Source organism: uncultured Gimesia sp. (genome assembly GCF_963972345.1).
In the GTDB taxonomy this organism is placed as follows: domain Bacteria; phylum Planctomycetota; class Planctomycetia; order Planctomycetales; family Planctomycetaceae; genus Gimesia.
On the sequence record NZ_CAXAVM010000092.1, the window covers coordinates 1 to 26,716 of the forward strand.

At 50.4% G+C, this 26,716-nt stretch carries 24 protein-coding genes; 12 read left to right on the plus strand and 12 right to left on the minus strand.

Annotation, left to right across the window (positions count from 1 at the left end; genetic code table 11):
* The 3 genes from AACZ40_RS16015 to AACZ40_RS16025 form a co-directional block, all read right to left on the minus strand.
* Positions 1–940 (minus strand): iron-containing alcohol dehydrogenase (locus tag AACZ40_RS16015; protein ID WP_339674998.1); only part of this gene is annotated, 940 nt, incomplete at its 3' end.
* A 71-nt stretch (positions 941–1,011) separates the two neighbouring features.
* Positions 1,012–1,596, minus strand: a complete 585-nt coding sequence (locus tag AACZ40_RS16020; protein WP_291170632.1) for a glutathione peroxidase — start codon at positions 1,594–1,596, stop codon at positions 1,012–1,014.
* Positions 1,597–1,835: 239 nt separating this feature from the next.
* Positions 1,836–2,291 (minus strand): hypothetical protein, encoded by a 456-nt coding sequence (locus AACZ40_RS16025; RefSeq protein ID WP_291170634.1) that lies wholly within the window; start codon positions 2,289–2,291, stop codon positions 1,836–1,838.
* Between the two features lie 415 nt (positions 2,292–2,706).
* Here AACZ40_RS16025 and AACZ40_RS16030 point away from each other — a divergent pair, with 415 nt between their 5' ends.
* Complete coding sequence (locus tag AACZ40_RS16030; protein WP_291170636.1) at positions 2,707–3,051, plus strand: FHA domain-containing protein; 345 nt, start codon at positions 2,707–2,709, stop codon at positions 3,049–3,051.
* 230 nt (positions 3,052–3,281) lie between these two features.
* Complete coding sequence (locus tag AACZ40_RS16035) at positions 3,282–3,788, plus strand: NUDIX domain-containing protein (protein ID WP_291170638.1); 507 nt, start codon at positions 3,282–3,284, stop codon at positions 3,786–3,788.
* A 21-nt stretch (positions 3,789–3,809) separates the two neighbouring features.
* On the opposite strand, the gene AACZ40_RS16040 is transcribed toward AACZ40_RS16035, so the two are convergent.
* Together AACZ40_RS16040 and AACZ40_RS16045 are read right to left on the minus strand one after the other, a co-directional pair.
* Positions 3,810–5,243, minus strand: coding sequence for a hypothetical protein (locus AACZ40_RS16040; RefSeq protein ID WP_291170639.1), 1,434 nt, complete (start codon positions 5,241–5,243; stop codon positions 3,810–3,812).
* A complete protein-coding gene (locus tag AACZ40_RS16045) occupies positions 5,240–6,121 on the minus strand; it encodes a hypothetical protein (protein WP_291170641.1) in 882 nt (293 codons plus the stop codon). Before AACZ40_RS16045 ends, AACZ40_RS16040 begins: the two co-directional genes overlap by 4 nt.
* Positions 6,122–6,365: 244 nt before the next feature.
* On the opposite strand from AACZ40_RS16045, the gene AACZ40_RS16050 reads away from it, so the two are divergent.
* From AACZ40_RS16050 to AACZ40_RS16070, 5 genes are all read left to right on the plus strand, one after another.
* Entirely contained in the window at positions 6,366–8,234 is a 1,869-nt protein-coding gene (locus AACZ40_RS16050) for a glycosyltransferase family 39 protein (RefSeq protein ID WP_291170643.1), read from the plus strand.
* Between the two features lie 66 nt (positions 8,235–8,300).
* The gene (locus AACZ40_RS16055) at positions 8,301–11,573 is read left to right on the plus strand and encodes a DUF1553 domain-containing protein (RefSeq protein WP_339675003.1); all 3,273 of its coding nucleotides are present in this window, start codon (positions 8,301–8,303) and stop codon (positions 11,571–11,573) included.
* Positions 11,574–11,576: 3 nt separating this feature from the next.
* On the plus strand, positions 11,577–13,013 hold the full coding sequence (locus AACZ40_RS16060) for a DUF1501 domain-containing protein (protein WP_291170647.1): 1,437 nt from the start codon (positions 11,577–11,579) through the stop codon (positions 13,011–13,013).
* A 110-nt stretch (positions 13,014–13,123) separates the two neighbouring features.
* Complete coding sequence (locus tag AACZ40_RS16065; RefSeq protein WP_291170649.1) at positions 13,124–13,372, plus strand: hypothetical protein; 249 nt, start codon at positions 13,124–13,126, stop codon at positions 13,370–13,372.
* A 101-nt stretch (positions 13,373–13,473) separates the two neighbouring features.
* Positions 13,474–13,797, plus strand: a complete 324-nt coding sequence (locus tag AACZ40_RS16070) for a DUF971 domain-containing protein (RefSeq protein ID WP_291170650.1) — start codon at positions 13,474–13,476, stop codon at positions 13,795–13,797.
* Between the two features lie 11 nt (positions 13,798–13,808).
* Here the strand turns inward: AACZ40_RS16070 and AACZ40_RS16075 are convergent, their stop codons facing one another.
* The 3 genes from AACZ40_RS16075 to AACZ40_RS16085 all read right to left on the minus strand — a co-directional run bounded on the left by AACZ40_RS16075 (position 13,809) and on the right by AACZ40_RS16085 (position 17,497).
* Positions 13,809–15,188 (minus strand): ankyrin repeat domain-containing protein, encoded by a 1,380-nt coding sequence (locus tag AACZ40_RS16075; RefSeq protein ID WP_291170652.1) that lies wholly within the window; start codon positions 15,186–15,188, stop codon positions 13,809–13,811.
* A 676-nt stretch (positions 15,189–15,864) separates the two neighbouring features.
* Positions 15,865–16,314, minus strand: coding sequence for a carboxypeptidase-like regulatory domain-containing protein (locus tag AACZ40_RS16080; protein WP_291170654.1), 450 nt, complete (start codon positions 16,312–16,314; stop codon positions 15,865–15,867).
* 190 nt (positions 16,315–16,504) lie between these two features.
* Positions 16,505–17,497 carry a DUF1559 domain-containing protein gene (locus AACZ40_RS16085; protein ID WP_291170656.1) on the minus strand — a complete coding sequence of 331 codons (993 nt, stop codon included), beginning with the start codon at positions 17,495–17,497 and terminating at the stop codon, positions 16,505–16,507.
* 610 nt (positions 17,498–18,107) lie between these two features.
* Between AACZ40_RS16085 and AACZ40_RS16090 the strand changes: the two genes are divergently transcribed.
* From AACZ40_RS16090 to AACZ40_RS16110, 5 genes are all read left to right on the plus strand, one after another.
* The gene (locus tag AACZ40_RS16090) at positions 18,108–18,740 is read left to right on the plus strand and encodes a hypothetical protein (protein WP_291170658.1); all 633 of its coding nucleotides are present in this window, start codon (positions 18,108–18,110) and stop codon (positions 18,738–18,740) included.
* 53 nt (positions 18,741–18,793) lie between these two features.
* Entirely contained in the window at positions 18,794–19,339 is a 546-nt protein-coding gene (locus tag AACZ40_RS16095) for a hypothetical protein (protein ID WP_291170660.1), read from the plus strand.
* 103 nt (positions 19,340–19,442) lie between these two features.
* Positions 19,443–20,276: a hypothetical protein gene (locus AACZ40_RS16100; protein WP_291170662.1), complete on the plus strand. Its 834-nt coding sequence runs from the start codon at positions 19,443–19,445 to the stop codon at positions 20,274–20,276.
* Positions 20,277–20,391: 115 nt separating this feature from the next.
* Positions 20,392–20,949 (plus strand): toll/interleukin-1 receptor domain-containing protein, encoded by a 558-nt coding sequence (locus tag AACZ40_RS16105; protein WP_339675007.1) that lies wholly within the window; start codon positions 20,392–20,394, stop codon positions 20,947–20,949.
* 71 nt (positions 20,950–21,020) lie between these two features.
* Complete coding sequence (locus tag AACZ40_RS16110; protein ID WP_291170666.1) at positions 21,021–22,910, plus strand: tetratricopeptide repeat protein; 1,890 nt, start codon at positions 21,021–21,023, stop codon at positions 22,908–22,910.
* Between the two features lie 150 nt (positions 22,911–23,060).
* Here the strand turns inward: AACZ40_RS16110 and AACZ40_RS16115 are convergent, their stop codons facing one another.
* The 4 genes from AACZ40_RS16115 to AACZ40_RS16130 form a co-directional block, all read right to left on the minus strand.
* Positions 23,061–23,711, minus strand: a complete 651-nt coding sequence (locus tag AACZ40_RS16115) for a hypothetical protein (protein ID WP_291170668.1) — start codon at positions 23,709–23,711, stop codon at positions 23,061–23,063.
* A 59-nt stretch (positions 23,712–23,770) separates the two neighbouring features.
* Positions 23,771–25,003, minus strand: coding sequence for a pitrilysin family protein (locus tag AACZ40_RS16120; RefSeq protein ID WP_291170670.1), 1,233 nt, complete (start codon positions 25,001–25,003; stop codon positions 23,771–23,773).
* Positions 24,990–26,240 (minus strand): pitrilysin family protein, encoded by a 1,251-nt coding sequence (locus AACZ40_RS16125; RefSeq protein WP_291170671.1) that lies wholly within the window; start codon positions 26,238–26,240, stop codon positions 24,990–24,992. The genes AACZ40_RS16120 and AACZ40_RS16125 overlap by 14 nt, the downstream gene beginning before the upstream one ends.
* Before the next feature lie 86 nt (positions 26,241–26,326).
* On the minus strand, positions 26,327–26,716 hold a 390-nt coding region (locus tag AACZ40_RS16130), incomplete at its 5' end, for a hypothetical protein (RefSeq protein ID WP_339675011.1).

Sequence of the window (26,716 nt, forward strand, 5' to 3'; positions counted from 1 at the left end):
ACCTGTAGATCGTGGTATATTCCTGCTGTCGAACCGATAGATTTGCTTTCAACGTCGCGGGCAACATCATGGCACATGCCAGGCCGTGAGAGATCCTGCAGTGGATTCCTAATGCGGGAGCTACCCCATGAGCCATCCCCAGGCCGGAATTGGCTAAGGCAATCCCTGAGAGTAACGCGGCATGAGCCATTGCTTCACGACCGTTGCGGGAGTTTCCATTCTCGACCACTTCAGGCAATGCCGGGATCGCCAGCTTGAGCCCCTGCAGACAGAGTGCCTGTGGGATCGGCTGTGCCCGGCACGAGATATAACTTTCCAGTAACTGTGTAATGGCATCCATTCCCGTACGGGCGGTGATTTCCGGGGGAACCGAACAGGCGAGTTGAGGATCACAGAGCACGATGTCGGGTATCATCTGCTCGGCACGCAGGCTTTTTTTGAAAGGTGGCGCATAACTTGAGATGACGGCATTTTTAGTCGCTTCGCTGCCCGTTCCCGCCGTAGTGGGAATCGCCAGGAAAGGGAGCGGCGCTGCGGTTAACTTCAAGCCCCGTCCGACTCCCTCCAGGTAATCCACAACGGTTTCGCTTTCCTGATTGGTGATCATTGCAGAGGTCGCCTTGGCCAGATCAATGCCGGAACCACCGCCGATTCCAATCAGAAAGTCCCCTGCACCGGCCTTTGAGTCTCTGAGCAGCTTTGTGGCCTGATCCACGTCTGCGACTTCGGGTTCATTGGAAATCGTGCGGATAAACTCACTTTTGATATCAGCCTGGGACAGCAGTTGGCGTAATTCGTCAATTACCCCGGATGCTTCCAGCGAGCGCGAACCACTGATGATGAAAGCCCGTGTCCCCAGCGCAGCCGCCAGTTTTCCGACTTCCTGAAAGCGTCCCCAGCCAAAGCAAATCTGTTGTGGTGCGAAAAAATTGTAATTCATAGCAGTCACTTAAATAAAAAAAGGGACGCATCCCCCTGGGATGCATCCCCGCTTGTAGAGATCGGATTTGATTATTTCTTTTTCAGTTCTGTTTCAATTGCGGTCGTGACTTCTTCCGACTGCGGATTGACGCGGGTCCGGAAACGGGCAGCGATTTCGCCATCGCGGCTGATCAGAAACTTTTCAAAGTTCCATTTGACAGGACCGGCTGTTTTGGAGTTCGTCTTTTTCGAGGTCAGGTACTGATAGAGCGCATCGGCATCTTTGCCATTCACGTCAACCTTGCTGAACATGTCAAAAGTGACACCGTAATTCTTGCTGCAAAACTCGGAAATCTGCTCTGCAGAACCTGGTTCCTGTGCACCAAACTGATTGCAGGGAAAGCCCAGAACGACCAGTCCCTGATCCTTATATTTATCATGCAGGGCCTGCAGATCTTTGTATTGGGGAGTGGCTCCGCATTTACTGGCAGTGTTGACGATCAGCAGTACTTTGTCTTTGTATTTGCTCAGATCGACCTCTTTCCCTTCCAGCGTCTTCACTGTGTGATCCAACACGGGGGGAACAGATTTTTTATCGCTTTGCCCGGCAAGGCTCAGGGAACAGGTCAAAGCCAGCACGCCTGCCAGCATAGTCAGTGATTTGAGGTTTCTCATCGATCTCTCCAAGGTTAAGGATCCGGGCAAAATGCTCGGCCCGAAATAAGTAAAACGAACAGTGCTTTGAATCGCGTCTTGCGAGAACGTTTCGATCCCTCGACTATAAACAGTATTATAGTCAGATCTCAGATAAAAATAATACTATTTGTTCGTCGGAGAATCAATTGTCGGGAAGCATTTCGCGGAGGGAAGTTTAACTGTTGTACCGGGCAGGAGAGACTGGCAGGCTGGAGAGATCAGGAGAGCCGCCTGGCAAGGTTCGCTTTGTAGTAGAGTGAACGAAACAGTTCCGAGACCGGAAAACCATCTGTGGTGGAGCCGACTTCGATTTCCTGGTCGCTGATCCAGCGGTTCCGCAGATCAGATTCGAGTAGCTTCCGGGCTGCCGAGTTGAGTTCCTGGAAATCAAACAGCTCGACAATATAATGTTCAGATGAATCTTCCAGCGTCGATTTTTCACTGAAAGCCAGGTGAGCCATGGGTTCCTGTGAAAGGATAAAATCCTCAAAAGGCACCAGTTCGAATGACTTTTCCAGTTCTGAAATCAGGCAGTGCTGAAAAGTTTCGTAAGGTCGTTTCTTATCACCCGGCAACATGAATTCCTGACGTTCGTAATTCCAGTGAGCCAACCAGTGCGTTTTCTGATCGACGGTTTTCTGCAGCAGGATAAATGAGCCTACAAAGTTCCCCATCGTCGATTTTGACCTTTCTCGATCATGAATGCTTGTCAGTGTTGGTTTTCAGTAACTAATGGCCCGACTGAATTTTACCATTGCTGTGGAGGGATTTGGTTTGGAATTCCTTGAAAAGCGGGACCTCCGCTCAGAAAACAGGCTGAAATCCCAGATTCCACGCTATTAGGGGAATCTTCGATTGACCGTATTCTGAGGGAAATTCAGATTTTACTATCTTTTTACGGTTTCCCATTGCATACGAAGTATCTTGTTTGTAGAATTACGCATAAGTACTCACGGATGTAAAATCGTTGTATTGTAGTACCTTTACCATCCCCATTTGACCCTACCCCAATTTGACCCGCCCAATGGCAGAACTGGATGAATCGTCACAATGGTTCTGATTCTGCCCCTGACCTTAAAGGCTCACCCTATGAAAGTTCATCTTATCAGCGATCATCCTGATTTGCCGGACATTGAGATTGGTACCGAAGAACTGCCAGTCGTTCTGGGGAGAAGCAACAGCTGCGAATTACGCATCCTGGATCCCATGCTCAGCAGACATCAATGCGAGTTGACATTCCATAATAATGCCGTTCGCGTTCGGGATCTTGAGTCGACCAATGGTACGATTGTGAATTCAGCCGTCGTGCATGAAGCCCCACTTTATCCAGGGGACATCCTCACCATTGGCATGGCGAATTATGTCGTCAGCTACTACGACGGCGATGGACAGGAAAGTTTCGAAGAAAGCTATTTCTCCGAGAACTCAATTTAGAGTGACTCACCTTTTACCATAGCCTCTCCCAATCTATTATACTCGGTTTAAATGGTTTTGGAGACGATACAGTAAAACTGGAGACTTTCCAGGTCCCGCTGTTTTGTACTGGTTGAGTACACTCTGACGATCTCCTGTGCGCTGAAGCGAAAGCTGTGAGATCCACAAATCGCATCCCTGTCCTGTGGGGGGGCGGTTAACTCCGATTTTCTTCTGGAAGCCTGGTTCTTATGCAATCCGAAGAACTGTTTGATGTCGTTGATGAGCAGGATCAGGTTCTTGAACAACTCCCCCGCTCTGTCGTCCATGCACGCAAACTGCTGCATCGGGCTGCGAATGTCTTCGTCTTCAATTCCAAAGGCGAATTACTGCTACAGTTCCGCTCTGCCACCAAAGACGAGTATCCCCACTGCTATACCTCATCTGCTTCCGGTCATTTGAGCGCCGGGGAGGATTATCTCGAATCAGCCCAGCGGGAAATGCAGGAGGAGATCGGCATCGATACCCGGCTGGAATGGCTCGAGAAATTCCCGGGAACTCCAGACAATGCCTACGAGCATACCGTGCTGTTTCGGACATATTCTGATGGACCGTTTACCTTTGATCCTGTGGAAATTGAACGCGGGGAGTTTTTTGAACTCACCCGTATAGACCGGATGCTGGCAGAAGACGAAAAGCAGTTCACTCCCCCGTTTCGACAGCTCTTTCGCTGGTATCGCCAGAACTGTTCCGGCTGACATAACCGGAATCACTCCCCTTTACGGGGACTCTTCCATCCATTGACCGGCAATAAACAGCAGCGCGCCACCCGAAATCTGCAACAGGAATCGCAGGCTGGATCCACCGATGTGTTCCTGCACTGGTGTGGGGGCAATCATGCCGGCGATAATCAATGCCGCGAGCGCTCCTGTCAGATTGAGCAACAGAAACAGCTGCTGAGGCTGGAGTGCTCTGGCAGGAAATGCAAACAGGGAAATCATCAATGCCCACCATTGCAATCCCCAGCTCCATGCCTCAAGGAACATGCACTGCAAAAGATGAGTCACGGCCCACTGTAGTGCCGCGACTCCCTCTGACAGGTTCGTGATCTGCATTCTGCTGAAGTATGCCATTTCGGTTGTTGCCGGCAGATGCCTGCGATACAGCAACCAGGGAGCAATAAACAGCAGCGTTATCAAAGCGAACTTGCCGACAGAAAAAGCCAGGGTTAGCAGTCTGCCACGAAAATACAGCAGCCCAACGATTGAAACGGCGATCAGGTCGATCAGGAAAAAGGCAATCCCTTCGTCTTTGGTAAAGACTGTCATCCCGGCGGACAATCCTGCGACGAGCGGCAGAGTTTTGAGAACCGCAGGATCGGGAGCAGATTTTTTCGATTCTGTGAGATAACTCCAGAGGTACAGCAGGGTGATCGTATGAAAGCAGGCGATGGGACCATCGGCCTGGCCCGATAAAAAGCCATATTCCCAGGGAATCATGCTAGGCACGGTCGCCAGCATCAGGGTAAACAGCCAGGCGCGCGCCGACTGTCGAGTGGTACGCTGTAATACACCTTGAAAACAGAGAAGCATTCCCAGGTATAAAAGCGGAAACATGATCTTAGACCAGCGGTCGTTGACTTCCCCCAGCAGCAGGTAAGAATGGGTCTCGTTGAGTGGAATTAATAACGGGTATTTCGGGTGATACTGCACAAAATCAGGATGCTGCAAGGCCTCGTTTTGCAGTGTTCCTTCCTGGAAAAGAACAATCGCTTTGAGCCCGAATATGGCGCGTTCGTCCCAGAATCGCTGCGGAGTCATCAGTGACTGGATCACAGTGGACAAACACAGGAACAGCAGAATTCCCAGACAAAGTTTTTTGAAATCATCATCCGTGGCAGAAGCATCACTCGCATTGGCTACCGTTCGAGCGTTACGGAATTGCCGGATGAGAGTGACTGGACCGAGCAACAGCCCGCAGCACATCCACGACCAGGCAACGGTGGATGAATAACTTCCCCCGACCCAGCCCCAGAGGAAATAAAAGAAAGCTGTGGTGCCAAATCCGAACACCAGCCCGAGCCCCAGCAGCTCCGTCAGCGAGGTCTGTGTTTGAGTCGACCGCAGCAGGGAACTGAGCAGCACGTGGGCCGCAGCGAGCCCCACGCCCCAGATTCCTGCAACAGACAGTAGAACCAGTAACAGGTCGGTCAAGGAGTCGCCTCCTGATTCTGTCGGCCACCCTCGGCTTGCGATTCGGGTTGCTGATATTTTCTTAAACGGACATTAAAAGTCGGCTCATAATCAGGACCGTACTGACTTTGCATAAACTGGATCCAGTGCGGGTCTTCCTCAAGACGATCTTTCTCCAGATAGTCTCCCCCTTCAAAATATTCGAGAATATAGTCGGGAGCGATCTGCTCCAGATATTCAGAGTCGAGATCGGACAGACGATACGCTTTCAGCTGGCGTTGCTGGAATTCTTTCGGGATCACAAATTCGCTCTCCGGATGCAGCGGATGAAACAGTTTTCGTGGCAGCAGGTAATAAGATAAAAAAAACAGCTTCTGGTCACTTAATACCAGAATGCGGGCATCCTCTGCTGTGGCCTGTTTTACGAAGCGAATTACATCCCGGTTGGAATCGCTGATGTTGGGCATCATCTCACTGCCGGCCCGAAAATGGTACCAGGGCCAGTCTTCGATCCGGCGGTTAACACCTTTGGCAAAATGGACCAGTCCCAGAATGAACCAGCTGATTAACAGAAACCGAAGCAGGCTCGTTCGTCCCGCATGCTGCAGCGATGTCAAGCGTTTCAACGTTTGCCAGCTGTGATCGGCGAGAACGACAACCCGCTGGTAATAGAAGAATCCCGTGATCGTCAGAAGTGCAAACAGGGGAAGCAGAATTCGCAGTAGTACTGTTAATGCCTGCCCCTGTTCGTGGGCGGCAAACTGAGAGTATTGATCCGGGTTGGCCCGTTTCATCATCCATGTCTGAAAATATTCCACTGGCATCAACCATGCATAAACCATGCCGGGAATCGAAATGAAAAGCAGCAGTATCAGAATCAAACGCACCAGACGGGACATGCAGCAGTCTCTAGAGCAAGTACAATACCGGTTAGGGAGGGGACGTTGAACAGCAAATCCCGAGTCTATGGCTCACGTCAATGAAAGTCAAGAAGCGAAGGAAGGCCACAAAAAACAGAGGACGAGCTGCGAGTGTCATGCTATAATACTCTCCTGGCTGGAATTTCCGCCACAGGAGTGATTATGGAGCTGGCTTATTCTACAGACGTCGGTTTTTGCATGGTTTCTCATTGAGTTTGTATTTGTGCGCACGCAAATCAGCAAAGAAACAGGTTTCAAAACGAGAGGCTGGCAGTTCCTGGTCTGGGGGACGCCTCTGCTTTTTGCCAGCATCATTCTCGCTCAAACGACCGCTTTTCAATCTTCAAAAAGCCCGACTTATGATGAAACCTATTTTCTGGGTTCCGCTTTAGCTACGGTTCATCAGGGATCTCTGAATGAACGGATCTGTGGCGCGGGGGTGGCCCCCGTACCGATTCTGCTGTACTGGTTGCCTGTCGCGTGGCGGGCAGGTGGCGAACCTCGTCAGGACGCCTGGCAGGGAGAAGTGACTGACCCTCCGTTAATCGAACAGGCCCGATTCTTGAACTCGCTCCTGGTGGGTATTCCGACGATGCTGCTGATTTACTGCTGGCTCTTCCTGCGTCGAGGTTTTGCCGCTGGATTTCTGGGGGCAGCTTTAATAACGTTTTCACCGACAATGATAGCTCACTTCTCTCTGGCTACCACGGATGCCTGCTTCACATTGACTTCATTAATTGCTTTGGGAACGTTAACCCGCTATGCGAAAGAGCCCACTCTCCGAAATCTCTGCTGTCTGTCGCTTGCCGTTTCGTTGGCAATTTCCACAAAGTACTCAGGCATATTCCTGCTGCCCTGTACGCTGATTGTAATAACTCTGACTGTCTTCCTGCATCCGGAGTCTACCAGTGTGCCGAACATCTGGTCTCTGTCGAAACCGATACTCCGGAAATGTATCCTCTTTCTGGTCATGCTGATCCCTTTCACCTGGGCCTTTCATCTATTCTGCTTCACGGGGCCGTTGAAAACCGTTTCCTATGAAGAAACGCCCGACGAGTCCGCCTGGGTACGTCTACTGGGGCGAGGGCCTGTCGCCCGGCAGGTGATGGAAATCTCACATCATACATTGAAACGCCCTGCTCCATTTGCCGGCATCCTGTTTCAGTTCCTGCATAATGCAGGAGGCCATGATGCTTACCTGATGGGAGCCGTTTCAGAACATGGCTGGTGGTATTATTTCCCTGTTGCCTGGAGCCTGAAGAGCACACCCGTCGAACTGCTCTACACACTGATCGCATTCTGCTTAGCCTGCTATCTGCTGATTGATTCCTGGAAAACAGTCCGACATCGTGCAGCAGACATTCCGCCGATAGATCAGAGTTCCGACAGACAAAGCGAGACTGGCGAACCGACCAGTCATGCCCCACTGATCTGGTTGCTGGCAGGGGGAATGCTGCTCGGAATGGCTTTGACCAGTCGACTGAACCTGGGGCAACGTTACCTGCTCACACTTTATCCACTCCTGTTTCTGTTTACGGTCGATCAGATCTGGCGCTGGTTTCACTTTCGTGCCTGGTTGCTTTACACTTTTGGCTCCCTCTGTATCTGCCTGCAGATTATCTCAATTACTTCCGTGCAGCCCAATTATCTGTCCTACTTCAATGACAGTATCGGCGGACCCGCTGCCGGAAGATTCTATCTGCTCGATTCCAATCTGGACTGGGGACAGGATCTGCCTGCTCTCAAGGCACGTCTGGATGAGCTTCCGCTGCAAGACCGAGAACGCTGTCTTCTGTATTATTTTGGAACCGGGAGTCCACAAGGCTATGGGATTTCGGCTTTCGATATGCGCCAGAAACTTCCTGAGAATGTAGATGAATGGAACTACCTGGCGTTATCCGCGAATTATCTTCAGGGCCTGTATACACAAGCCAGAGATCCGTTTGCCGGTTTTCGAAGCATCAAACCCGTGGGACAGGCCGGTTATTCGATTTATCTGTTTGACCTTTCAACTCCCCAGGCTCAAAAAGCGTTACAGCACGCGGTTGATGTTTTGCAGAAAATGCAGGAATCAAAAGAGAAGACCGAATGACCTGCAGCAGATTTCAGATCTCCTGCCCCGCTTCAGGTATGGCGATGGCTGAAAACGCATGCTACAATGTCGGCTTCAAACGACGCGGTAGAATGTGGTCATCTCTTAATCAGACGTATCGACACGGAGACTGCTGTGATGAAGCTGCGAATGGGGAGACGGGTATCCTGGGCGAGTGTGCTGATCCTGCTGATGTCGTCAGCAAGCTCTCTGTCAGCCAGGGAATTCGATTTCAACCGTGATGTGCGTCCCATTCTCTCAGATCTCTGCTTTCAATGTCATGGTCCCGATTCCTCTCAGCGGAAGGCCGACCTGCGACTTGATCTGCAGAGCGGTTTGCTGGGTACTGCAAAAATTCCAGGTGTCGTGATTCCCGGCAAAGCGGATGAGAGTGAACTGCTCTCCCGCCTGATTTCTGACGATCCCGATCTGCACATGCCTCCTGCCTCGTCGGAAAAACAGATTACCGCAGTCCAGATCGCCACCATTCAGCAGTGGATCAACCAGGGGGCACGCTGGCAGAAACACTGGGCTTTTATACCGCCAGTAAGACCTGCGATTCCCGCAGTCAAACAGCCAGACTGGGTGCAAAACCCGATTGATGCTTTCGTCCTGGCACGCCTGGAACAGGAAGAATTGGCTCCAGCACCTCCGGCAGATCGTGCTACTTTAATCCGTCGCCTGAGTCTCGACCTCACCGGATTACCACCGACGATCGCCGAACAGGATGCCTTTTTTCATGATCACACTTCGACCGCTTATCAGACTCTGGTAGCGCGTTTATTGAAATCACCTCATTACGGCGAACGCATGGCGATGGAATGGCTGGATGCGGCCCGTTTTGCAGATACCAGTGGCTATCAGACCGATGGCGAACGTCACATGTGGCGCTGGCGTGAATGGGTGATTGATGCTTTCAACAGCAACAAGCCATTTGATGAATTTACCATTGAGCAACTGGCCGGTGATTTACTTCCCCAACCGACCCTCAATCAGAAAATTGCCACCGGTTTCAATCGCAATCATCGTTCGAATTCGGAAGGCGGCATCATCTTTGAAGAATATCTGCTGGAATATGCAGTCGACCGGGTAGAGACAACGGGAACAGTCTGGCTGGGTCTGACGGTCGGTTGTGCCCGCTGTCACGACCACAAATATGATCCGATTTCACAGAAAGACTTTTACCAGCTGATCGCTTTTTTCAATAACATCCCCGAACGCGGTCGCGCGATCAAATACGGGAATGCCGTGCCCTTCGTCAAAGCACCGACACAAGAACAGCAACAGAAACTCTCCAGCATGGATCACGAAATTCAACAGCGGGAGCAATTCTTGAAAGCGGCTGAGCCCGAACTGAAACAGCTCCAGAAAGCCTGGGAACAGCAACACTCACCAGCCGATCTCAAATTATCGTTTCCTGAAAAACATCTGGCGTATCACATCCCCTTTGACGGCGAGGTCAGGCTTGAGGTTATCGGCAAACAGACTAAAGACTTTTATGCAGAGAAGACAAACGCTTCCAGCGATCTGATCAGCGAAGAGCAGTCCATTGATGCAAAACTTCCGGAGTTCAAACCGGGAATCGCAGGCCAGGCCCTCTCCCTCAATGGTCGGCAGCAGTTGGCAACAAAGCAGAAACCGGTATTAAGTGATAAGGATCCTTTCTCACTGGTGTTCTGGGTTAAGCCCGCTCAACTCTCTGGCACGCTGCTGGCATCGCTGACCCCCGCTCAGGATGAAAGCGGCTTTCAAATCGCACTGGACCAGGGACAGTTGAAAATCAATATGGGACCTCGCTGGCTGGATGATGCGATTCGACTGCAGTCAACACGAAAACTGAATCTGAACAGCTGGTCGCAGATCGTGTTGACCTACGCCGGCAATTCACAGGCAGAAGACTTTCAACTGTATGTCAACGGAACCCCCTGGGACCTCGAAGTGAAATTGAATATCCTGACGGGAGGATTTTCGTTTCCCTCTCCCCTTCACTTTGGTGCAGAACACGAAAATGACTTATTCCTGGGACTGCTGGACGACCTGAAAATCTATCGAACCCGCCAGTCACAGGAATGGGTGACGTTGAATTTCGTCAGGGAACCCCTGGAGCGGCTGCTCCAGATTCCTGCCGCTGATCGTTCCGCAGCAGAACGTCTGAAGATACAGCGTTCCTTTCTGGCATTTCACTCACCGGAAATCTACCGTACGGCTTTTCTGGATTTGCAGACGCTCAAAGAAGATCGCGAGTCGTATTACCGCAGCCTTCCCACCAGCATGATCATGCAGGATCGAAAGCAGCCTCAGCCAACGTTCGTGCTCATGCGGGGAGAATATGACAAGCCCGGCGCACAGGTTTCTGCGAATATTCCCGCGAGCCTGGGAACACTCTCAGAGCAGCAACCACGCAATCGGCTTGGTTTGGCCCGCTGGCTTGTAGATCCACAAAATCCTTTAACCGCGCGCGTGATCGTCAACCGTTTCTGGCAGATGTATTTCGGAAATGGCCTTGTAAAAACAACCGAAGACTTCGGTTCACAGGGATCGTGGCCCACGCATCCGGAACTGCTCGACTGGCTGGCGCTGGAATTTATTCATTCCGGCTGGGATGTCAAACACCTGCAAAAGTTGATCGTCACGTCTGCCACCTACCAACAGTCTTCACATGTGACGTCGGAAAAATTAAAGGCAGACCCGGAAAACCAGCTGCTGGCCCATGCGTCGCGGCTCCGTCTGCCAGCCGAACTGATTCGCGATCAGGCTTTATTTACCTCCGGTCTGTTAAATGCAGAAATCGGTGGCCCCTCAGTGAAACCCTATCAGCCTGCCGGCGTCTGGAAAGAAATCGCCAGTCAGCTTTATCAACCGGATACCGGCGAAGACCTGTACCGCCGCAGCATGTACACGTTCTGGAAACGTACCGTCCCACCACCGGCGATGGCAACATTCGATGCCCCTTCACGCGAAACCTGTATCGTCAAGCGGTCGCGGACCAACACACCTTTACAGGCGCTGGGCCTGCTGAATGATGTGACCTATGTTGAAGCGGCCCGTAAGCTTGCCGAACGGATGCTCGAGTACCACGAACAGTCTCCGGCTGCAAGAATCCAATACGCCATGCGACTGGTCCTGGCCCGCGATGCGAATGAACGTGAATTACCAGTTTTAGTCAACGCGATGGAACGCAGTCACAGTCGCTTCCAGAAAGACACCCAGGCGGCGCAGCAGTTGCTCTCCGTCGGAGAGTCACAACCGAATCAGCAATACGATGCCGCAGAACTTGCTGCCTGTACCATCGTCGCCAGTCTGATTCTCAATCTGGATGAAACGATCAACCGGGAATAACTCATGCTGAATTTCACAGACGAACTTGCCTTGACTCATAATCGGCGTGCGTTTCTTCGTCGAAACACAGCCGGTATTGGAATGGCGGCTCTTGCCTCACTGTTGCAGGAGTCTCAAGCTGTAGAAAAAAACGCTACGCCAGTCAGTGGTCTGCATTTTCCGGCTAAAGCCAGACGGGTAATCTATCTCAGTCAGTCCGGTGCTCCCTCACAGCTGGATCTGTTCGACTATAAACCAGGACTCAAAAAGTTTCATAAAACAGAACTCCCCGACTCCATCCGCCGCGGACAGCGACTGACTGGTATGACGTCGGGTCAGAAAAGTTTTCCCATCGCTGCCTCAATGTACCGGTTCGCTCAGCACGGTCACAGCGGCACATGGGTGAGCGAACTCCTGCCACAGACTGCGAAGATCGCCGATGAGCTCTGCGTTGTCAAATCCATGTATACCGAAGCCATCAACCACGATCCTGCAATCACGTTTCTTCAGACCGGCAGTATCCAGGCGGGTCGGCCCAGTATGGGATCGTGGATCTCTTATGGACTGGGAAGTGAAAACAGGGATCTGCCCACGTTCGTGGCGCTCACTTCGGGGGACGGAGGTCAGCCACTCTACGACCGTCTCTGGGGGAGCGGCTTTCTGCCGACACGACATCAGGGAGTCAAGTTCCGCCGCTCCAGCGATCCGGTTCTCTTCCTCGCCAATCCACCCGGCATCGATCAGCAGGCCCGACGCGAAATGCTTGACGATCTGGGTGAACTCAATCGGCTTTCCCTGGAGCAGAAAGGCGATCCTGAAATCGCGACCCGCATCGCGCAATACGAACTCGCATTTCGCATGCAGACTTCGATCCCCGAACTGGCAGATCTGTCGCAAGAGACCCCCGCGACCTTTGAATTGTACGGCGAACAGGCAAAACAACCGGGCACCTATGCCGCCAACTGTCTGTTGGCCCGGCGTCTGGCAGAGCGTGGCGTCCGCTTCATTCAACTGTATCATCGAGGCTGGGACCATCATCTCAACCTGCCCACAAAAATCAGGCAACTGACGGGCGAGACCGATCAGGCGACGGCCGCCCTGATTCTCGATCTGAAACAGCGGGGCATGCTGGAAGACACACTCGTCGTCTGGGCCGGTGAGTTTGGTCGCACCGTTTACTGCCAGGGAACGTTGACGGCAACCAATTACGGACGTGATCATCATCCGCGTTGCTTCACCGTCTGGGCAGCGGGCGGCGGAATGAAACCGGGAATGACGTTCGGTCAGACCGACGACTTCAGTTATAACATCACCGAAACCCCCCTGCCCGTCCACGATCTGAATGCCACAATCCTGCACTGCCTGGGCATCGATCATAAAAAGCTCACCTACAAATTCCAGGGACGTGACTACCGTCTGACGGACGTACATGGAAATGTCGTGCAGGAATTGTTGAGCTAGAAACCTTCGAGGAATTATTATATCGTTCCCCTGAGCCAGTCTGATCGAACCGCAGTCCGCTGAAATTGAATCGGAAAATCTGGTTTTGAATTTCGCTGGACAATGCCTCTATGAAATCGCGTTACCCGTTTCTGACTTCATTGGTGGTGGTAACCATTCTGTTTGGCTCATTCGCCGGGCACGGCAGTTATGCCTGGGTCTACTCGCACGCTGATCAATATCCCACCCCGGCAGAGCTTGCAAAGCAACTCGCCTGGGCGCAGCGGATACATGATATTTCCCAATGGTGTCTCTATAGTGGCTTCATAGCCCTGGCGCTTGTGATCCTTGCTGACAAATGTTCGCGAAAAGATCGCTGACAATCAGGTCAGCAGGCTTGAGCATTCCCGGCTCGCCCATTACAGTCAAGTCGCCGTCTCCAGAGAATTCTCTTTTCCGCTGTCAAACAGAACACAACGCCATGGCTCCCACACCGATTGAACTCAAAAAACTCGAAGGCGAAAACGCCCTGCTCATCGGCTGGGATGACGGCCAGCGTCGGCGGTACACTTACGGAGAACTCCGCAAAGCCTGCCCCTGCGTCACCTGTCGCAATGAGAAAAAACAGGCCGCCGCCGACCCGGTCAAACTCCCCATCCTCACCCCCCTCGAAGCGCAGCCCGTCAACGTCGATAAGATGAGCCTCGCCGGCAACTACGCCTACCGCATCACCTTCAGCGATGGCCACAACACCGGCCTGTTCACCTTCGATCACCTCCGCGAACTGGGTGAAATCATCGAGTAATCCGACCCGTTTCACTGCAGCTTCCGCCAGGCGAACGTGGTTAAATCCAGTTCATATTCACTGTGATTGTCAGCCATATCAGGTTCTTGCTCTTCGTTGAAGATACTCAGTTTTCCCGCTTCGACTCGAATTACATTCTTCGTCGGCTCATAACGGGCACGATGATTTGAAATCCAGCCCGGCATCTCTCCTGAAGTTTTTACCGCTTCGATTTTCCACGAGTCCGTATTCAGCCGGTAAACGGGAGTGAAACCTGGCTTTCGCTGTTCCGAATACCCCATGCAGCCGATCAGATAAATCGTGTCGTCAACCAGTGTCGCGGTATGAAAATCGGTCGGCGGGAAAACGTCTTTCGGATAACCCAGAATCTGAAAGCCCCCTTTGCCATCATAAATCACGACATCATTATAAATATAAAAGTCCGGGTCGTAATAATCTTCATGCTCACCACCAACCTGCACATAGCGTCCATCCTTTAAAGGTGTGAGAGAAGAACCGAAACGATCAGCACACCACACAACTCCCGGCTTCTCAAATGCCGAATCATCCTGGAAATGCTCGCGTGCCTGGTAGGCGTTACAGCCGAGCTGGATCATGTCCGACCAGAACGGGTTATCCATCTGCTCCGGATTCGCCGTCCCATATCGCGGCGATTTATACTTGAGATACTCAGCAGGAGTTGCCTGGAAACCGGCTTTCTCGTCCAGCTTCATCAGCAGGCGTTTCATTTCGGGCGAAGCCAGGCTCAGATCATCGCCGGCTGCCAGGAACAACTTTAACACCTCCACACTGTAAACACCGACAATCGCAGGCTCCACCGTCGGGTTCTGTCCCATTTCCTCCATCAGGGCTTTCGTCTCTTCGAACGACTCAAGCCACTCTTCCTCCGACATCTCTCCTTTAAGTTCTTCCGGCGTATTAATCTTGATGAAATCGAATATATCCTCACCAATGTCAATTTTCTTCAGTGGGTATTTGGGATGATAGCCCCGGTCCACGCCCCGTGCCAGCAGTTCCTGCACACCCGCTGCAAAGTCCTCGCTCACTGCATAATCAAGGGCCGTCGCGTTATAATCGTCGGTCAGTTCAGGGTCCGCCCCCCGGGCCAGCAGTAACTGCATCTTCTCCAGATCTTTGGCTTTCAATGCAATCATTAAAGCGTTCATTCCATTTTCACCCGCTGCATTGACGTCAATCCCCGATTCTAATCCCTGCTGAAGTTCAGCCAGTGTCCCCGTTTTAACCACTTGGTGAAATCGCTTGATCTCCGGCTTCACTTCTCTTTTCGATTCCTGACGCACCTGTGCCTCCTCATTCGCTTTTCCACATCCCACCAGACAGAGCAGCAGGAACGACACCAACCAGATGATTCCTGTTCGTAGAAAAACCATGTGTAAGCACATCCTGAAAAGAGAAAACAGAAATACAGGCAGCCATGGAGGAAACAGAAAATGGTGATCGCCTCCTGCCTTCGTATCATATCAGAATTCCACGACGGGAAAATCGATTCAGCAAAATCATCGATTCACTGTCGAAAATCCACTGCCCAGAATTCCTCTTGACGCCTGCAGGGCGCTGGAGAAACTGCATCGCTAAGCGTCGCGCGCGTAGTCCGGTTTTACGAATACGACAGATCTGTTCCCCTGGAGAAATCGGCACTATGAAAGTCCCTTGTTTCAGGCAAATTTGCCGATGAAACCCTGTGCGAGGGGCGAAGAATCGTCCTTTTCTGTACCAGTTTTCACGCAGTAACGCTCTGATACACACTGATTCTTCCGCACGCAGAGCCACTTCCGCGCCATTCTCGCGCCAGAGCGTCTTGACGCCGCGACGCCCTTCCCCATACTTCCTCTCAACCGATCTCTGGTGGAACATTTCCTGTTGCCTCCCCACGTCTGGAAATAAAAATGACCAGACCGATCTTACCCGATTTCACCCGCCTCAGCAGAGATGAATCTCACGCACATCTGCTCATTGAGCAGTGGGGAAACCTGCCTGCGAAATCTGTTAATGGCAAGAGACGATCGGCAATTTTGACTCCACCGCGACTCCCGGATGTGCTGTGATCTAGAATTTCAGCTCGAAATCAATGTTGGCAGGAGTCTCTGCTATTTCGGCTTTGACTTTGGAATTCTCTGCTTTGCTGTATTGGGGTGGGATGCCCTGCATCCAGTCCACATCGGCCAGCCCTTTACCCTCAGGGATTGGAGTACCATCTTTCTGAGTGATTTTAGAGAATGTGACCAGATACTTTCCCGGCTGAATTCCCGCCTGGTCAGTGCGGTGTAAAACTTGATATTTACCCTGCTCATCGGTGACAGCATGCCCACCCGTGCCACTTGTTCCTGCTTCCGGAGTAAACGTGACTGCCACGCCTGGTGTTGGTTTCCCATTCACTGTGACGGTGCCGGTGACAGGCGTCAGTTTTTCAGAAAATTCAGGCGCTCCTCCAGAACAGCCAGTCATCAACAGAAAGATACAGCAGGGCACAATCATAGAATAGCCTGAAAATTTCATGTATTATTATCCTGATATCTCAATGATTAATTGGTGACGTCATTTAGAAACGTGCGTCTGATATTCCCTCATGGAAATATCAGACGCAAAAAGAACATTTGGGAGCACACCCCGTTTACCGGAGCATCTCCTGCACTGAACTATTCGGCTCTGAAGCCGCTGGAGACGATAGCGAAAACCTGCATCCAGGCTAGAATTCGCCCAGTACCTGACCGTCTGCAATATTGGCAAGATAAGTGCGGGTGGTCGTATCAATGTTTTCACTGAGGAAGCGGACTGCACCGTCTCCCATCAGTACATGCATCCCACCAACATGACTGCTTCCCGGATCATTGTACTGGCCCAGACGTCCAAAAACTGCGGCACGTTGCCACGGAGGAGACTGCCAGGAGCAACAGCGAAATTCGTTGATCCCCTGGGCCGATTTCAGATTGGTCCCCAGTCCGACATGGGATGCAGCCGCCCAGGTAAGCCCTTCACCATCATCAAAATCCAGGGCGGTCTCACAGACCGCAACTGAATTACTGGTTCCATCAGTAATATCCCGGAATTTGCAGTTTGAATTCAAACCAAACATGGTACGACTGGTTTGCGCTTCTGAACTCCAGAGATTGCAACCGCCTGTATCATGACCGATTGACACACTGAACCCATAGCTGGTTCTGGCAGATCCACTGGTTCCCGAACCATAGGATGTACTGGCATAAGGCAAAACACTGCCGCCAGCATCAGACGGGCAAAGCAAACCCGGTATGATATTCTCAGCCAGAGCAGCATTCCCGCTGGAGATCGCAGCGCCGGCTCCGCCACCGGCAAGAGTTCCTCCGATCGAATTAAACTCGCCGGAAGCAGCACTCAGATTCAACTGGTTATATAACGGTGCCTGATCCATGAGAGGCAGTAATTGGATGTATCCGGTATGGTTTGTCACCGTCGGTGCCGGGGTGCCCGGCATCGTACAACCGCCAGGATTTGCAGTGGCGTAAGGAAGAGTACTGTGCGATTCGTGATAGTTGTGTAACGCCACACCAATCTGTTTTAAGTTGTTTTTACAGGTACTGCGACGTGCTGCTTCACGTGCCTGCTGGACAGCGGGCAGTAATAAAGCGATGAGAATTGCGATGATCGCAATGACCACCAGTAATTCGATCAGGGTGAATCCACGGGATTTTTGATTTGTCATCTGAGACCTCTCTATTGCTGTATAATCAGAAAATAAGAGCGCGAATCTCGTCAAGATCGCTTTCAATCAGGATTCCTGTTGGCGAGGTAAACACCGGAGTACGAACAGAAATCGGGAAACAATCTGACCCGCATGTAACCAGGCTTTTAAGAGGACTGATTTGCGAGAAAGAAACCAGGAATTACGTCGGGGAGTATCGGGAAGGCTTTTAAAACGAGGGATGGATTTTTTGGTTGGTGAGCGTGGGCACCATTATCTAAGGAAAGCTAACTAAAAGACACTGCAATATGTGACTTTTCTTGTAGATTCATCAAAGAAGTCTGATCGATATGGGAATCAGGCTGCCAGCGGGGGTTTCGAGATCTGCCAGTCCGAGGCTGTTCGGGCTTTGAACGATGTCAGCCGGCTGTCGAAGCTTCACGCGACCGTAAGGCAGCGGCCCTGTTTCAGTAATTGCTTTATAGGCCGTGTCCTGTTTCGTGGGCGCAATAAATTCAATAATTCTCTGTACTTCCGTAGATCAGATCTTGAAATCCGATTTATAGATGGGTATTTATGAATCAAGTGTCGTTTTCGTGCACGGGCCTGTAATATACACGGAGAAACACAGATGGCAGCGACCGGTTGGCTAAATTATTGTACGTATACTCATGATGTGGATTTCAGTCTGCAGCAGCTGCGTCAAACGGTGTTTGACCGCCGCGAGTTCAGGCTGCCCGGCGACCTGGTCGACGGGACCCCCGCCAGGCAGTCGAAGTCTGCGCCGCCGAGCAGTGATCTGCAGAAACTGCATCAGATCAGCCGGGAACTGGACCAGGCACTCAAAGGCCTGGGCTTTGATGCGAGCGATTCCGAGAAGCAGACCCGCGATGTCGGCCGGCTGCTCGAACAGGTCGACAAGAAAGGCTTCGTCTTCGCCGCCCGGGAAGACCTGGAGAGCAGCAGCCCCCCCCCCGCCACGATCGATGAACTGCTGGCACAGTGCGCCGCAGCCGGCACACATTCGATCCTCGACATCCAGCACATCTCCCCCACCCCGCAATGGGGCGCCGCGACTCCTCTCAGCGACGACCAGCTCCAGACCCTGTTCGGCACCACCCGGCCCACCAGAGCCATGATCCAGTCAGCCGAACAGTCCGGCAAGCTGCACGAACTCTGCACACGCTGGCACGCCGTTTATCTGACTGTGTTTGAAGAAGGTCAGCCGGTGGAATATGTGTTTGCGGGTGTCAGCGGGGATTAGTACAATGAGAATAGAATCATCTGTTTTATTGCAACGAGTGCCGGGGTGTGGACATGAGTTCGGAAATCTCCTGCGTGACATCTATTCTCTGTCATCTCGAACAAAATGAGACCGCGCTCTGCTGTCACATTGGACGTGCCGATGTTTTTACGATCGCCGAGCAGCTCGTTCAGAAGCTGCGTGATTCAGGGCAGACTGCTGTCTTTGCCAATAGTTTTACCCCACGCCCGGTGTGGTGGAATCGTTTTATCCCGCAATCGTCTGTGGGCTGGTTTTCAGGTGCGGCAGGTTGTTCGCGAAAAACGGCAGCGGATATCATGGCTCAATTGCCTGTTCCGGTTCACAAACGCCTCACTTACAATGCCGGAAACCCTCGCTGTTTTCTGGCTGTTGCGGCACTGGCTTATTCCAAACCTGATTATTTAATTTATACGACGTCAGGAATGGACCCATTGGGAAGAAATTCGCTACAAAGTTCGATCCATGAAATATGCGGAGGAAGTCGGGCTGTTCATATTATAAATGATACAGGCAATGGGAATTGTCCCACACAATCACCGATGAAATGTGTGTTTTGTTCGGGTGATTGCTCTGAATAGTGTTTCTGCATCTGCGGTCGGAAATCCTCCTTCCTCTGGACTGTCGTTCAGAGAAGTTTTATGATGGGTAGAACCGCTCATTCATGAAATGGAGATCAGAATTATGAAACGTTCCTGTACCCCGCTTTTGCTGGCAGTCTGTCTGCTTTGTGTAACGCAATGCCCGTTCGTGCTGAACCAGACGACGGCTGCCCCTCCCGAAGAACGTCAGGCGGTAAGCAGTCAATCGGTTCCGGCACAATCCGTCAAACAGCAGGCAGCCACTATTCGGCAGCAAAAACCGAAAGCAACGCCGCAACAGGAAAAACAGATTCGCGCCTTGATCGAGCAGCTGGTGTTCGATGAGAGCATCGACCCCAAAAATAAGAAAGCCTTGGAAAAAGAGAGGGATCTCTGCTACGACGCCTATTCAAAGCTGTTCAAATACAAAGAACTGGCTTTCCCGGTGTTAATGGAACATCTGGACGATGAACGTCCTTCCGTCTACTTTCGCAATCATTACCTCGAACATGCAGTAGGCGATGCCTGTTACTGGAATATGGTGTACCAGTTGCAGGACCGACCCAAAGATTATTCTCGATATGGCTATGCCCGCCAGGGCCGGGATGGGAAGTCGCACCCCAAGCCTGTCTGGGAGGGATCACCGTTTGCTGAAGCCGGCGGTCTGAAGAAATGGCTGATTGCAAATCAGAACCTCTCCTACACGGAGCAGCAGATTAAATGTCTGAACTGGATGCTCGCGGCAGAGAAAAAGATTGGTGCCGCCGACGCGGAGAGTTACTTCGTGAATATTCTCCCCCTGGAGATCCAGATCCTCAAACGCCGCCAGCAACTGGGCCATGACGTCCAGGCGGAGCTGAAACGTCTACAGCAGATCAAAGCCGAAAAGCTGGTTAACCAGATCCCGGCTGAGTTGCTGCCGGAGAAGCAGAAGTAGTAGAGAAACCAAATACTTTTTGTGTTCTGAGAGGTAAGCCACCTAAGGTAAGGCATGATTCAGTAGCCGGTATTGATTGCTCATTCTGTTCTAGTGTAAGGATAATGGATCTCTTTTGTGTACAAAAGACCGGGTTGATGGTTTAATATTGATAAAACTTGTCTTCATCTCGTTTATTGTGTTCAGAGGCTCATTTTCAATGACTGAAGCTAGCTCTAATCTTATTCCGAGGAGTCTTTTTTATTCATACGCTCACGAAGATGAAGAACTGCGTATAGAGTTGAATAAACATCTTTCGTTACTGAGAAATCAGGGGATTATCAGTGATTGGAATGATCGGATGATTCTTGGTGGTGAGGAATGGGAAGACGAAATCGATGAAAATCTGGAAAAAGCTGATATCATATTGCTGTTGATCAGTTCCAGCTTCAATGCTTCTGATTATTGTTATAAAAAAGAGATGGCTCGGGCTCTAGAACGGCACAAAGCCGGTGAAGCCGTTGTAATTCCGGTCATCTTAAGAGACTGTGATTGGCACTCCGCTCCTTATGGAAAGCTTCAAGCATTACCTAAAGATGGTAAGTCAGTTACAGGATCTAGTTGGCATAGTAAAGACGAAGCATTTACCGATGTTGCCACAGGTATTCGTGCTGTTGCTTCAAAAAAAAACTAAAAAATATTGAAGCAAGAATCTTTGAAGTTCCCTTTAGAAAAAACGCCGCCTTCACAGGTCGAGAAGAAGAATTGAAAGATCTGCGTGAGCGACTTACTTCCAATAATAAAACAGCACTTACACAAGCCATACATGGATTAGGTGGAATTGGGAAAACACAAATTGCGGTCGAATATGCATATCGTTATCAGGAAAAATATGATTATGTATTCTGGATTCAAATGGCCGATGATACCGATGAATCTATCCCTCACTCCTCAACTGATCCGTCACTTACGATTCTGAATAGCTATGTTGGATATTGTAATAAGCTTCAAGTCTCATTTGATGAGAACGAAGTTGAAACGGCAAAGCACGCATTTAAGAATTGGATGGGTCTAAATAAAAACTGGTTGATGATATTTGATAATGCGGACAAACCTGATTGTCTTGAATCTTTTTTGCCGGTTCAATTTCAGGGACATGTAATTCTGACTTCGAGAGCAAATTCATTTACGCGACTCGGGATTCTAGAATCGCTTGAGATAAAAAAACTCACCCTTGATCAGGCTAATGATTTTTTAATTAAGCGAGTCTCAAGGCAGCTAAATTCGACGGAAGAAAAATATGCTAGAGCACTGGCTATAGAAATAGATGGATTACCTTTGGCTTTGGAGCAGGCGGGAGCTTATATCCAAGAAACAGCAATCACATTTAAAAGATACTTGAAACTTTATAAAAATTTGAGAATAGAACTATTGGAAGAGCAGAAACCTGTCTTGGGTGGTTATGCGAAAACAGTACAAAAAACATGGTTACTAAATTTCCAGGCAGTAGAAGATGAGTTGCCAGCTGCAGTCGAAGTTCTACGTTTCTGCTCATATTTTGCACCAGACGCTATCCCCTACAATACAATAACAGCAGGAGCTAGTTTCTTAAATAATTCGATTCAAGAGGTTCTGGAACAAGCTATTGATCCAATTCTGGGAGTTGCAAAATTATTAAAACCACTTTCAAAATATTCACTTATCAATATTGAACCTGGAGAAGAAAGATTCAGCATTCATCGAATTGTTCAAGAGGTTATGAAAACACAGGCAAATTCGATTGAGGAAGTGAAAGAATTAGAGGAGCAGGTTATTAATGTGGTTGAGTGCATTTATCCATGGACTGACTATGATAACAGGTCAGTCGCATTTCAATTATTTTCCCACTGTTTGATTGCTGCTGAATATGTAAATAAAAATCTGATAGTTACAAGTCGAAGTACAAGTTTATTGGGAAAATTAGGACGGTATTTTTTTTATACAGGTGCATATAAATTAGCTGAACCGCTTTATCATCAAGCCTTATTGATTTCAAATTCATTAGTTGAAAAAGACTTGGATAAAGATGAAGCAATTGATCAAGTAGTCGTTTCGCTAAATAATCTGGCTATGCTTTATAGAAGAACACAACAATATTTTGATGCAGAGCCATTATTCATCCAAGCGATTGATATTGTTGAAAATCAAAACGTTCCTGAGAATGATTTGATGCTAGCAAGCCTTTACAACAATCTTGCTCTGCTATACAAGGTTTGGGATCATCAAGAAAAATACAATAGAATAGAACAATTGTATTTAAAGGCTCTTGTGATTATGCGCTCGCACGATGATCAGAGTAGAGAAGTCGCAAGCGTTTTAAGTAATCTTGCTGCCTATTATGAAACGAAGGGGAGAAATCAATTAGCCCAGAAGAACTTTAAACTAGCAATACGATTGCTTCGTACGAAATATGAGCAGGGAGAAATAAATCCTGATCTTGGTAGCGCAATTAATAATTTGGCAAATCTTTATCGAAGCCAAGAAAAATATGGTAAAGCCAAACCATTATATAAAGAGGCACTGGAAATACTGAATGAGAGCTTAGGGCCAGAACATCCTACTACAAAGACGATTTTTCTAAATAACAAAGTAAATGATGAAAAACTAAAGTTGTAAAAACTGAGTGGTCTTGTGAGTGTGGCCAATATAGCTGATGATTAATATTATCATTAGCTTCACATTTGTAATAATTCAATTCATCTGATTTGTAGAAAAGTTGCTGGAATCATAAACTTCAAAAATAGTATTTCAAAAAAATATTTAGATCTAAATTTGCTTATTGAATTTTGAAATGGTCAGGTTCAGGTTATTGTTATCTTTTATAAGTCTAGAAATTTCAGATTTTAATGTTTTAGTTTCTTTGATGAGATTTTGATTCCGACTTTCATATTCATCTCGTTCGAGTTCAACTCTTCTGATCTCAATATTATGTTCATGGTTTAACAAATCATACTTTCTCTGATGTTCATCGTTTTTTATTTTTTCGTCGATTTCCGCTTCGCGTTCTTTCAAATCTAATTTAATTCTATTTCGAACCTGTTCAGCACTTACTGTTTCTTCGATAATTTTTTTTCTAGCAGTAGCAAGTTGAAGCTCGTTGTCTATTTTTCTTTGCTTTTGTTCTGTGAGAGTTTTTTCCTGGAATATTTGAATATAAAGGCTTATTTTGGGCATTAAGAAGACGTAAAGAATAGAAAGAACGAGGGGGACGATCAAAGTTATTGCTGCATGATAACTGTGAGTTTCAATTAATCTCATTCGATCACTAATATCACCTTCCCCAAATAATAGAATAACCAATATTTTCCAGTTCATGGCTAGTATGAAAAATATGTACGAGCTAACAAGAGGATTACTTGTTCGCTCTGTTAAGGATTCTTTGAAAGATATGACCATGTTTTTGAAAGATTCCATCATTGGTTTTTACCTATTCAAGATGTTCATTATGGCATTGGTTGCCGATATAGTTAAAACCCCTACTCCACCACACTCGTCAGCGGCCCTACGGCTGCTGTTGTGCTGTACCCGAGCGGGTATTTCTCCAGGAGTTTCTGGATGTCGGCCAGGGTGATGTTGTTGAGGAGTTTTAAATCGTCGGCGACTGAGAAGTATTCGCCGCGGTAGACCCAGTTGCCGCCTAAGGACGACAGGCGGCCCATCGGGCGTTCGCTTCTTAGTACCAGTCTTGAGGCGATCTTGTTGCGGGCGCGGTCCAGTTCTTCCTGGGTGATGCCGTTCTGGTTCACGTCGTCGAAGATCTGCTGGATCAGCTTGCGGTTGTCCTCGGTCAGCTCGGGGTCGCAGCAGAGGTAGGTCAGCCAGGTGCCGCTGCCGTCGTATTCGTTGAAGCCGATCTCGGCGGATTCGGCCAGGCCCGTGTCAACCAGCTTCCAGTACAGGCGGCTGTTGGAATCGTCGCCGATCACCACCGACAGCACTTCCGCCGGCAGACGCAGCTTGTCCTGCGCCGCGGGGGCGGGACCCAACTGCATCAGGTGCTGCTGCTGAATGCTTTTCTCGATGATCGTCTGCGTGCCCGGTTGCGGCTGCGCTTCGTCGAGCGGGCGGTCGCTTTTCCCTGCCGGCCAGTGGTCGCACAGTTTGTGGGCCAGCTGCAGGATCTGGTCCCAGTCGGCATTGCCGGCAATCGCCAGCGTGAGGTTGCCGGCCAGGTAATGCTTCGCGTGGTAGTCGCGCATCTGTTCGGCGGTCAGATCGGTGATCGACTGCACCGAACCCAGGATGCTCTGCCCCAGCGGATGCCCTTTGAAGTGGGCCTGCATCACTTTTTCATACGCGGTGAAACTGTGCAGATCGTCGTACATGCCGATCTCTTCCAGGATCACTTTCTTCTCCATGTCGAAATCTTCCTGCCGCAGCGTGGGATAGATCAGCGTGGAGAGCAGTTCCATCGCCGTCTCAATGTATTCGGGCAGGAAGGAGCCGTAAAAGAGCGTGATTTCTTCACTGGTGGACGCGTTGTAGTTGGCGCCGATCTCATCGAAGATGCGGTTCACATCGTCGGCGGAATATTTTTCGTTCCCCTTGAACGCCATGTGTTCGAGGAAGTGACTCACGCCGGAAACCGCGTCGGTTTCATCGCGGGAACCGGTGCGGACGAAGTAACCGATGGCCAGGCTGTGCGCGCTCGGGTTGAGCTCGGCGATGATCTGCAGGCCGTTGTCTAATTGTGCTTTATGAAATATCACTGGGAACCTCTAATGGTTGGGGGCCGATCGTTAAGACGGTGAAATTCGCTGCGGGGTGGGCGTGAATGTAGTTCAACACGCGGTCGGTGGTCAGCTGCTGAATTTCGTCGTTAATCTGGTCGAGTGTGGTAATGCGTTTGAGATAGAACCAGTCGCGGGCAATCGAGCTGGCGCGGGACGACGTCGATTCCTGCGACATGATCAGCGAGCTTTTGGCGCGGGCCTTACAGCGTTCGAGTTCCGATTCTTCAATGCCGTCACCCAGGCGCGTGAGTTCGTGCAGCGTGACATCGAGGGTTTCCTGGGCGCGTTCCGAAGTGGTGCCCGCATAACAGAGCACGCGGCCCAGCCCGGGCATGCCGGAAAGCGATGCGGAAACCGTGTAACACAGCCCGCGTTTCTCGCGGATTTCAGTAAACAGCCGGGCGCTCATGCCGCCACTCAGGATGCCGACGGCAGCCCAGGCGGCGTAATATTCGGGATGGCCGTACGGGACGGCGTCGTAAGCGATGCCCAGGTGTGTCTGCGTGGTATCCTGTTCGGTGAAGAACCGGTTTTCGTCGGCAAAGACCATAGCGGGTTCTTCGCTGATGCTGCTGGTTTTCCAGTCGCCGAACAGTTCTTCGATGATCTGTTTGACCTGTTCGAAGTCGACATTACCGGCGACTCCGATGATGGTTTCGTTGGGATGGAAGCAGGCGTCATACAGGGCGCGGACATCGTCGACGGTGATGAACTCCAGGTGTTCCAGTTCCCCGTCGTTGGGCAGTCCCCAGGGAGCGGGAAAGGCGTGCCGCTTGAGTTCGACGAGTGCTTTCTGCCGTGCATCGTCTTCCACGGAGAGCAGCGCCTGCGCGATTCCGGCGCGGGCAGCATCGAACTGGTTTTCGGGCAGATGCGGGTTCTTGAGGATCTCGCCGTAGATCTTGAGGGTTTCCGAGAGGTTGCCGGCGAGGGTCGCCCCGCTGAAGGTGATGTGTCCGCTGGTGATGCCTTCGTGACGCTGGACGCCGAGATCGTCGAGGGCACACGAGAGCTGCTGGCTGTCATACGGGCCGGCGCCACGGGTAATCAGTTCAGAGAGGATACTGGCGGTGCCACGCCTGTTGGGGGGATCGTAAATACTGCCGCTGGGGACCAGAATGGAAAACGCCGCCGACTGGACATCGTCCATGGTTTCAGCGACCAGCGTCAGTCCGTTTGAAAACTGATGGGTTTGAATCAGTTGTTTGCCCATACGGGTTGCAACCTTCCTGCTTATGTGATTTTTTCCAGGTGACTGATCAAAGTGACGAGTGATATAAAGCCTGAAACCAAAGTGGGTTACGGCTGGCTCAGGGTTCTTCGCGGGCTCTGATCAGAGCGATTCCGCGATCTTAGCGACTGGGGCAGTGTTTTGGTAGTGTCTTCTCCACCCCGGAAGGGCCTGGGGCTGACATGAATAACACGTCCGCCTGGGGGGGAATCTTTGGACTGCAGGAGTGGTGGCCGGGTGGGATCGATTCGAATAGTTTTCGGGGTTGCCCATTTTTTCTCTTGTGGTTGGTTTTGGGGTTTTCGTCGTGGATATTTCTGATGGGGATGTTTCGTTTTGTTTCCATTGGGTGTGATACGGGGTTGATACTCGGCAGGCGGGTCGACACATGGGTCGACCCCTACGATGAACAGGTGGGCTTTGTTGTTCTGAATTGAGTGATTGCCCTGACAGTTTCC

What these genes read in the sequence shown, in the direction of transcription:
- AACZ40_RS16085 (WP_291170656.1), bottom strand. Translation starts at nt 17,497, where the DNA reads ATGACAAATCAAAAATCCCGTGGATTCACCCTGATCGAATTACTGGTG.
- AACZ40_RS16100 (WP_291170662.1), top strand. Translation starts at nt 19,443, where the DNA reads ATGAAACGTTCCTGTACCCCGCTTTTGCTGGCAGTCTGTCTGCTTTGT.
- AACZ40_RS16025 (WP_291170634.1), bottom strand. Translation starts at nt 2,291, where the DNA reads ATGGGGAACTTTGTAGGCTCATTTATCCTGCTGCAGAAAACCGTCGAT.
- AACZ40_RS16090 (WP_291170658.1), top strand. Translation starts at nt 18,108, where the DNA reads ATGGCAGCGACCGGTTGGCTAAATTATTGTACGTATACTCATGATGTG.
- AACZ40_RS16020 (WP_291170632.1), bottom strand. Translation starts at nt 1,596, where the DNA reads ATGAGAAACCTCAAATCACTGACTATGCTGGCAGGCGTGCTGGCTTTG.
- AACZ40_RS16115 (WP_291170668.1), bottom strand. Translation starts at nt 23,711, where the DNA reads ATGATGGAATCTTTCAAAAACATGGTCATATCTTTCAAAGAATCCTTA.
- AACZ40_RS16125 (WP_291170671.1), bottom strand. Translation starts at nt 26,240, where the DNA reads ATGGGCAAACAACTGATTCAAACCCATCAGTTTTCAAACGGACTGACG.
- AACZ40_RS16030 (WP_291170636.1), top strand. Translation starts at nt 2,707, where the DNA reads ATGAAAGTTCATCTTATCAGCGATCATCCTGATTTGCCGGACATTGAG.
- AACZ40_RS16045 (WP_291170641.1), bottom strand. Translation starts at nt 6,121, where the DNA reads ATGTCCCGTCTGGTGCGTTTGATTCTGATACTGCTGCTTTTCATTTCG.
- AACZ40_RS16055 (WP_339675003.1), top strand. Translation starts at nt 8,301, where the DNA reads ATGTCGGCTTCAAACGACGCGGTAGAATGTGGTCATCTCTTAATCAGA.
- AACZ40_RS16060 (WP_291170647.1), top strand. Translation starts at nt 11,577, where the DNA reads ATGCTGAATTTCACAGACGAACTTGCCTTGACTCATAATCGGCGTGCG.
- AACZ40_RS16035 (WP_291170638.1), top strand. Translation starts at nt 3,282, where the DNA reads ATGCAATCCGAAGAACTGTTTGATGTCGTTGATGAGCAGGATCAGGTT.
- AACZ40_RS16070 (WP_291170650.1), top strand. Translation starts at nt 13,474, where the DNA reads ATGGCTCCCACACCGATTGAACTCAAAAAACTCGAAGGCGAAAACGCC.
- AACZ40_RS16065 (WP_291170649.1), top strand. Translation starts at nt 13,124, where the DNA reads ATGAAATCGCGTTACCCGTTTCTGACTTCATTGGTGGTGGTAACCATT.
- AACZ40_RS16095 (WP_291170660.1), top strand. Translation starts at nt 18,794, where the DNA reads ATGAGTTCGGAAATCTCCTGCGTGACATCTATTCTCTGTCATCTCGAA.
- AACZ40_RS16080 (WP_291170654.1), bottom strand. Translation starts at nt 16,314, where the DNA reads ATGAAATTTTCAGGCTATTCTATGATTGTGCCCTGCTGTATCTTTCTG.
- AACZ40_RS16075 (WP_291170652.1), bottom strand. Translation starts at nt 15,188, where the DNA reads ATGGTTTTTCTACGAACAGGAATCATCTGGTTGGTGTCGTTCCTGCTG.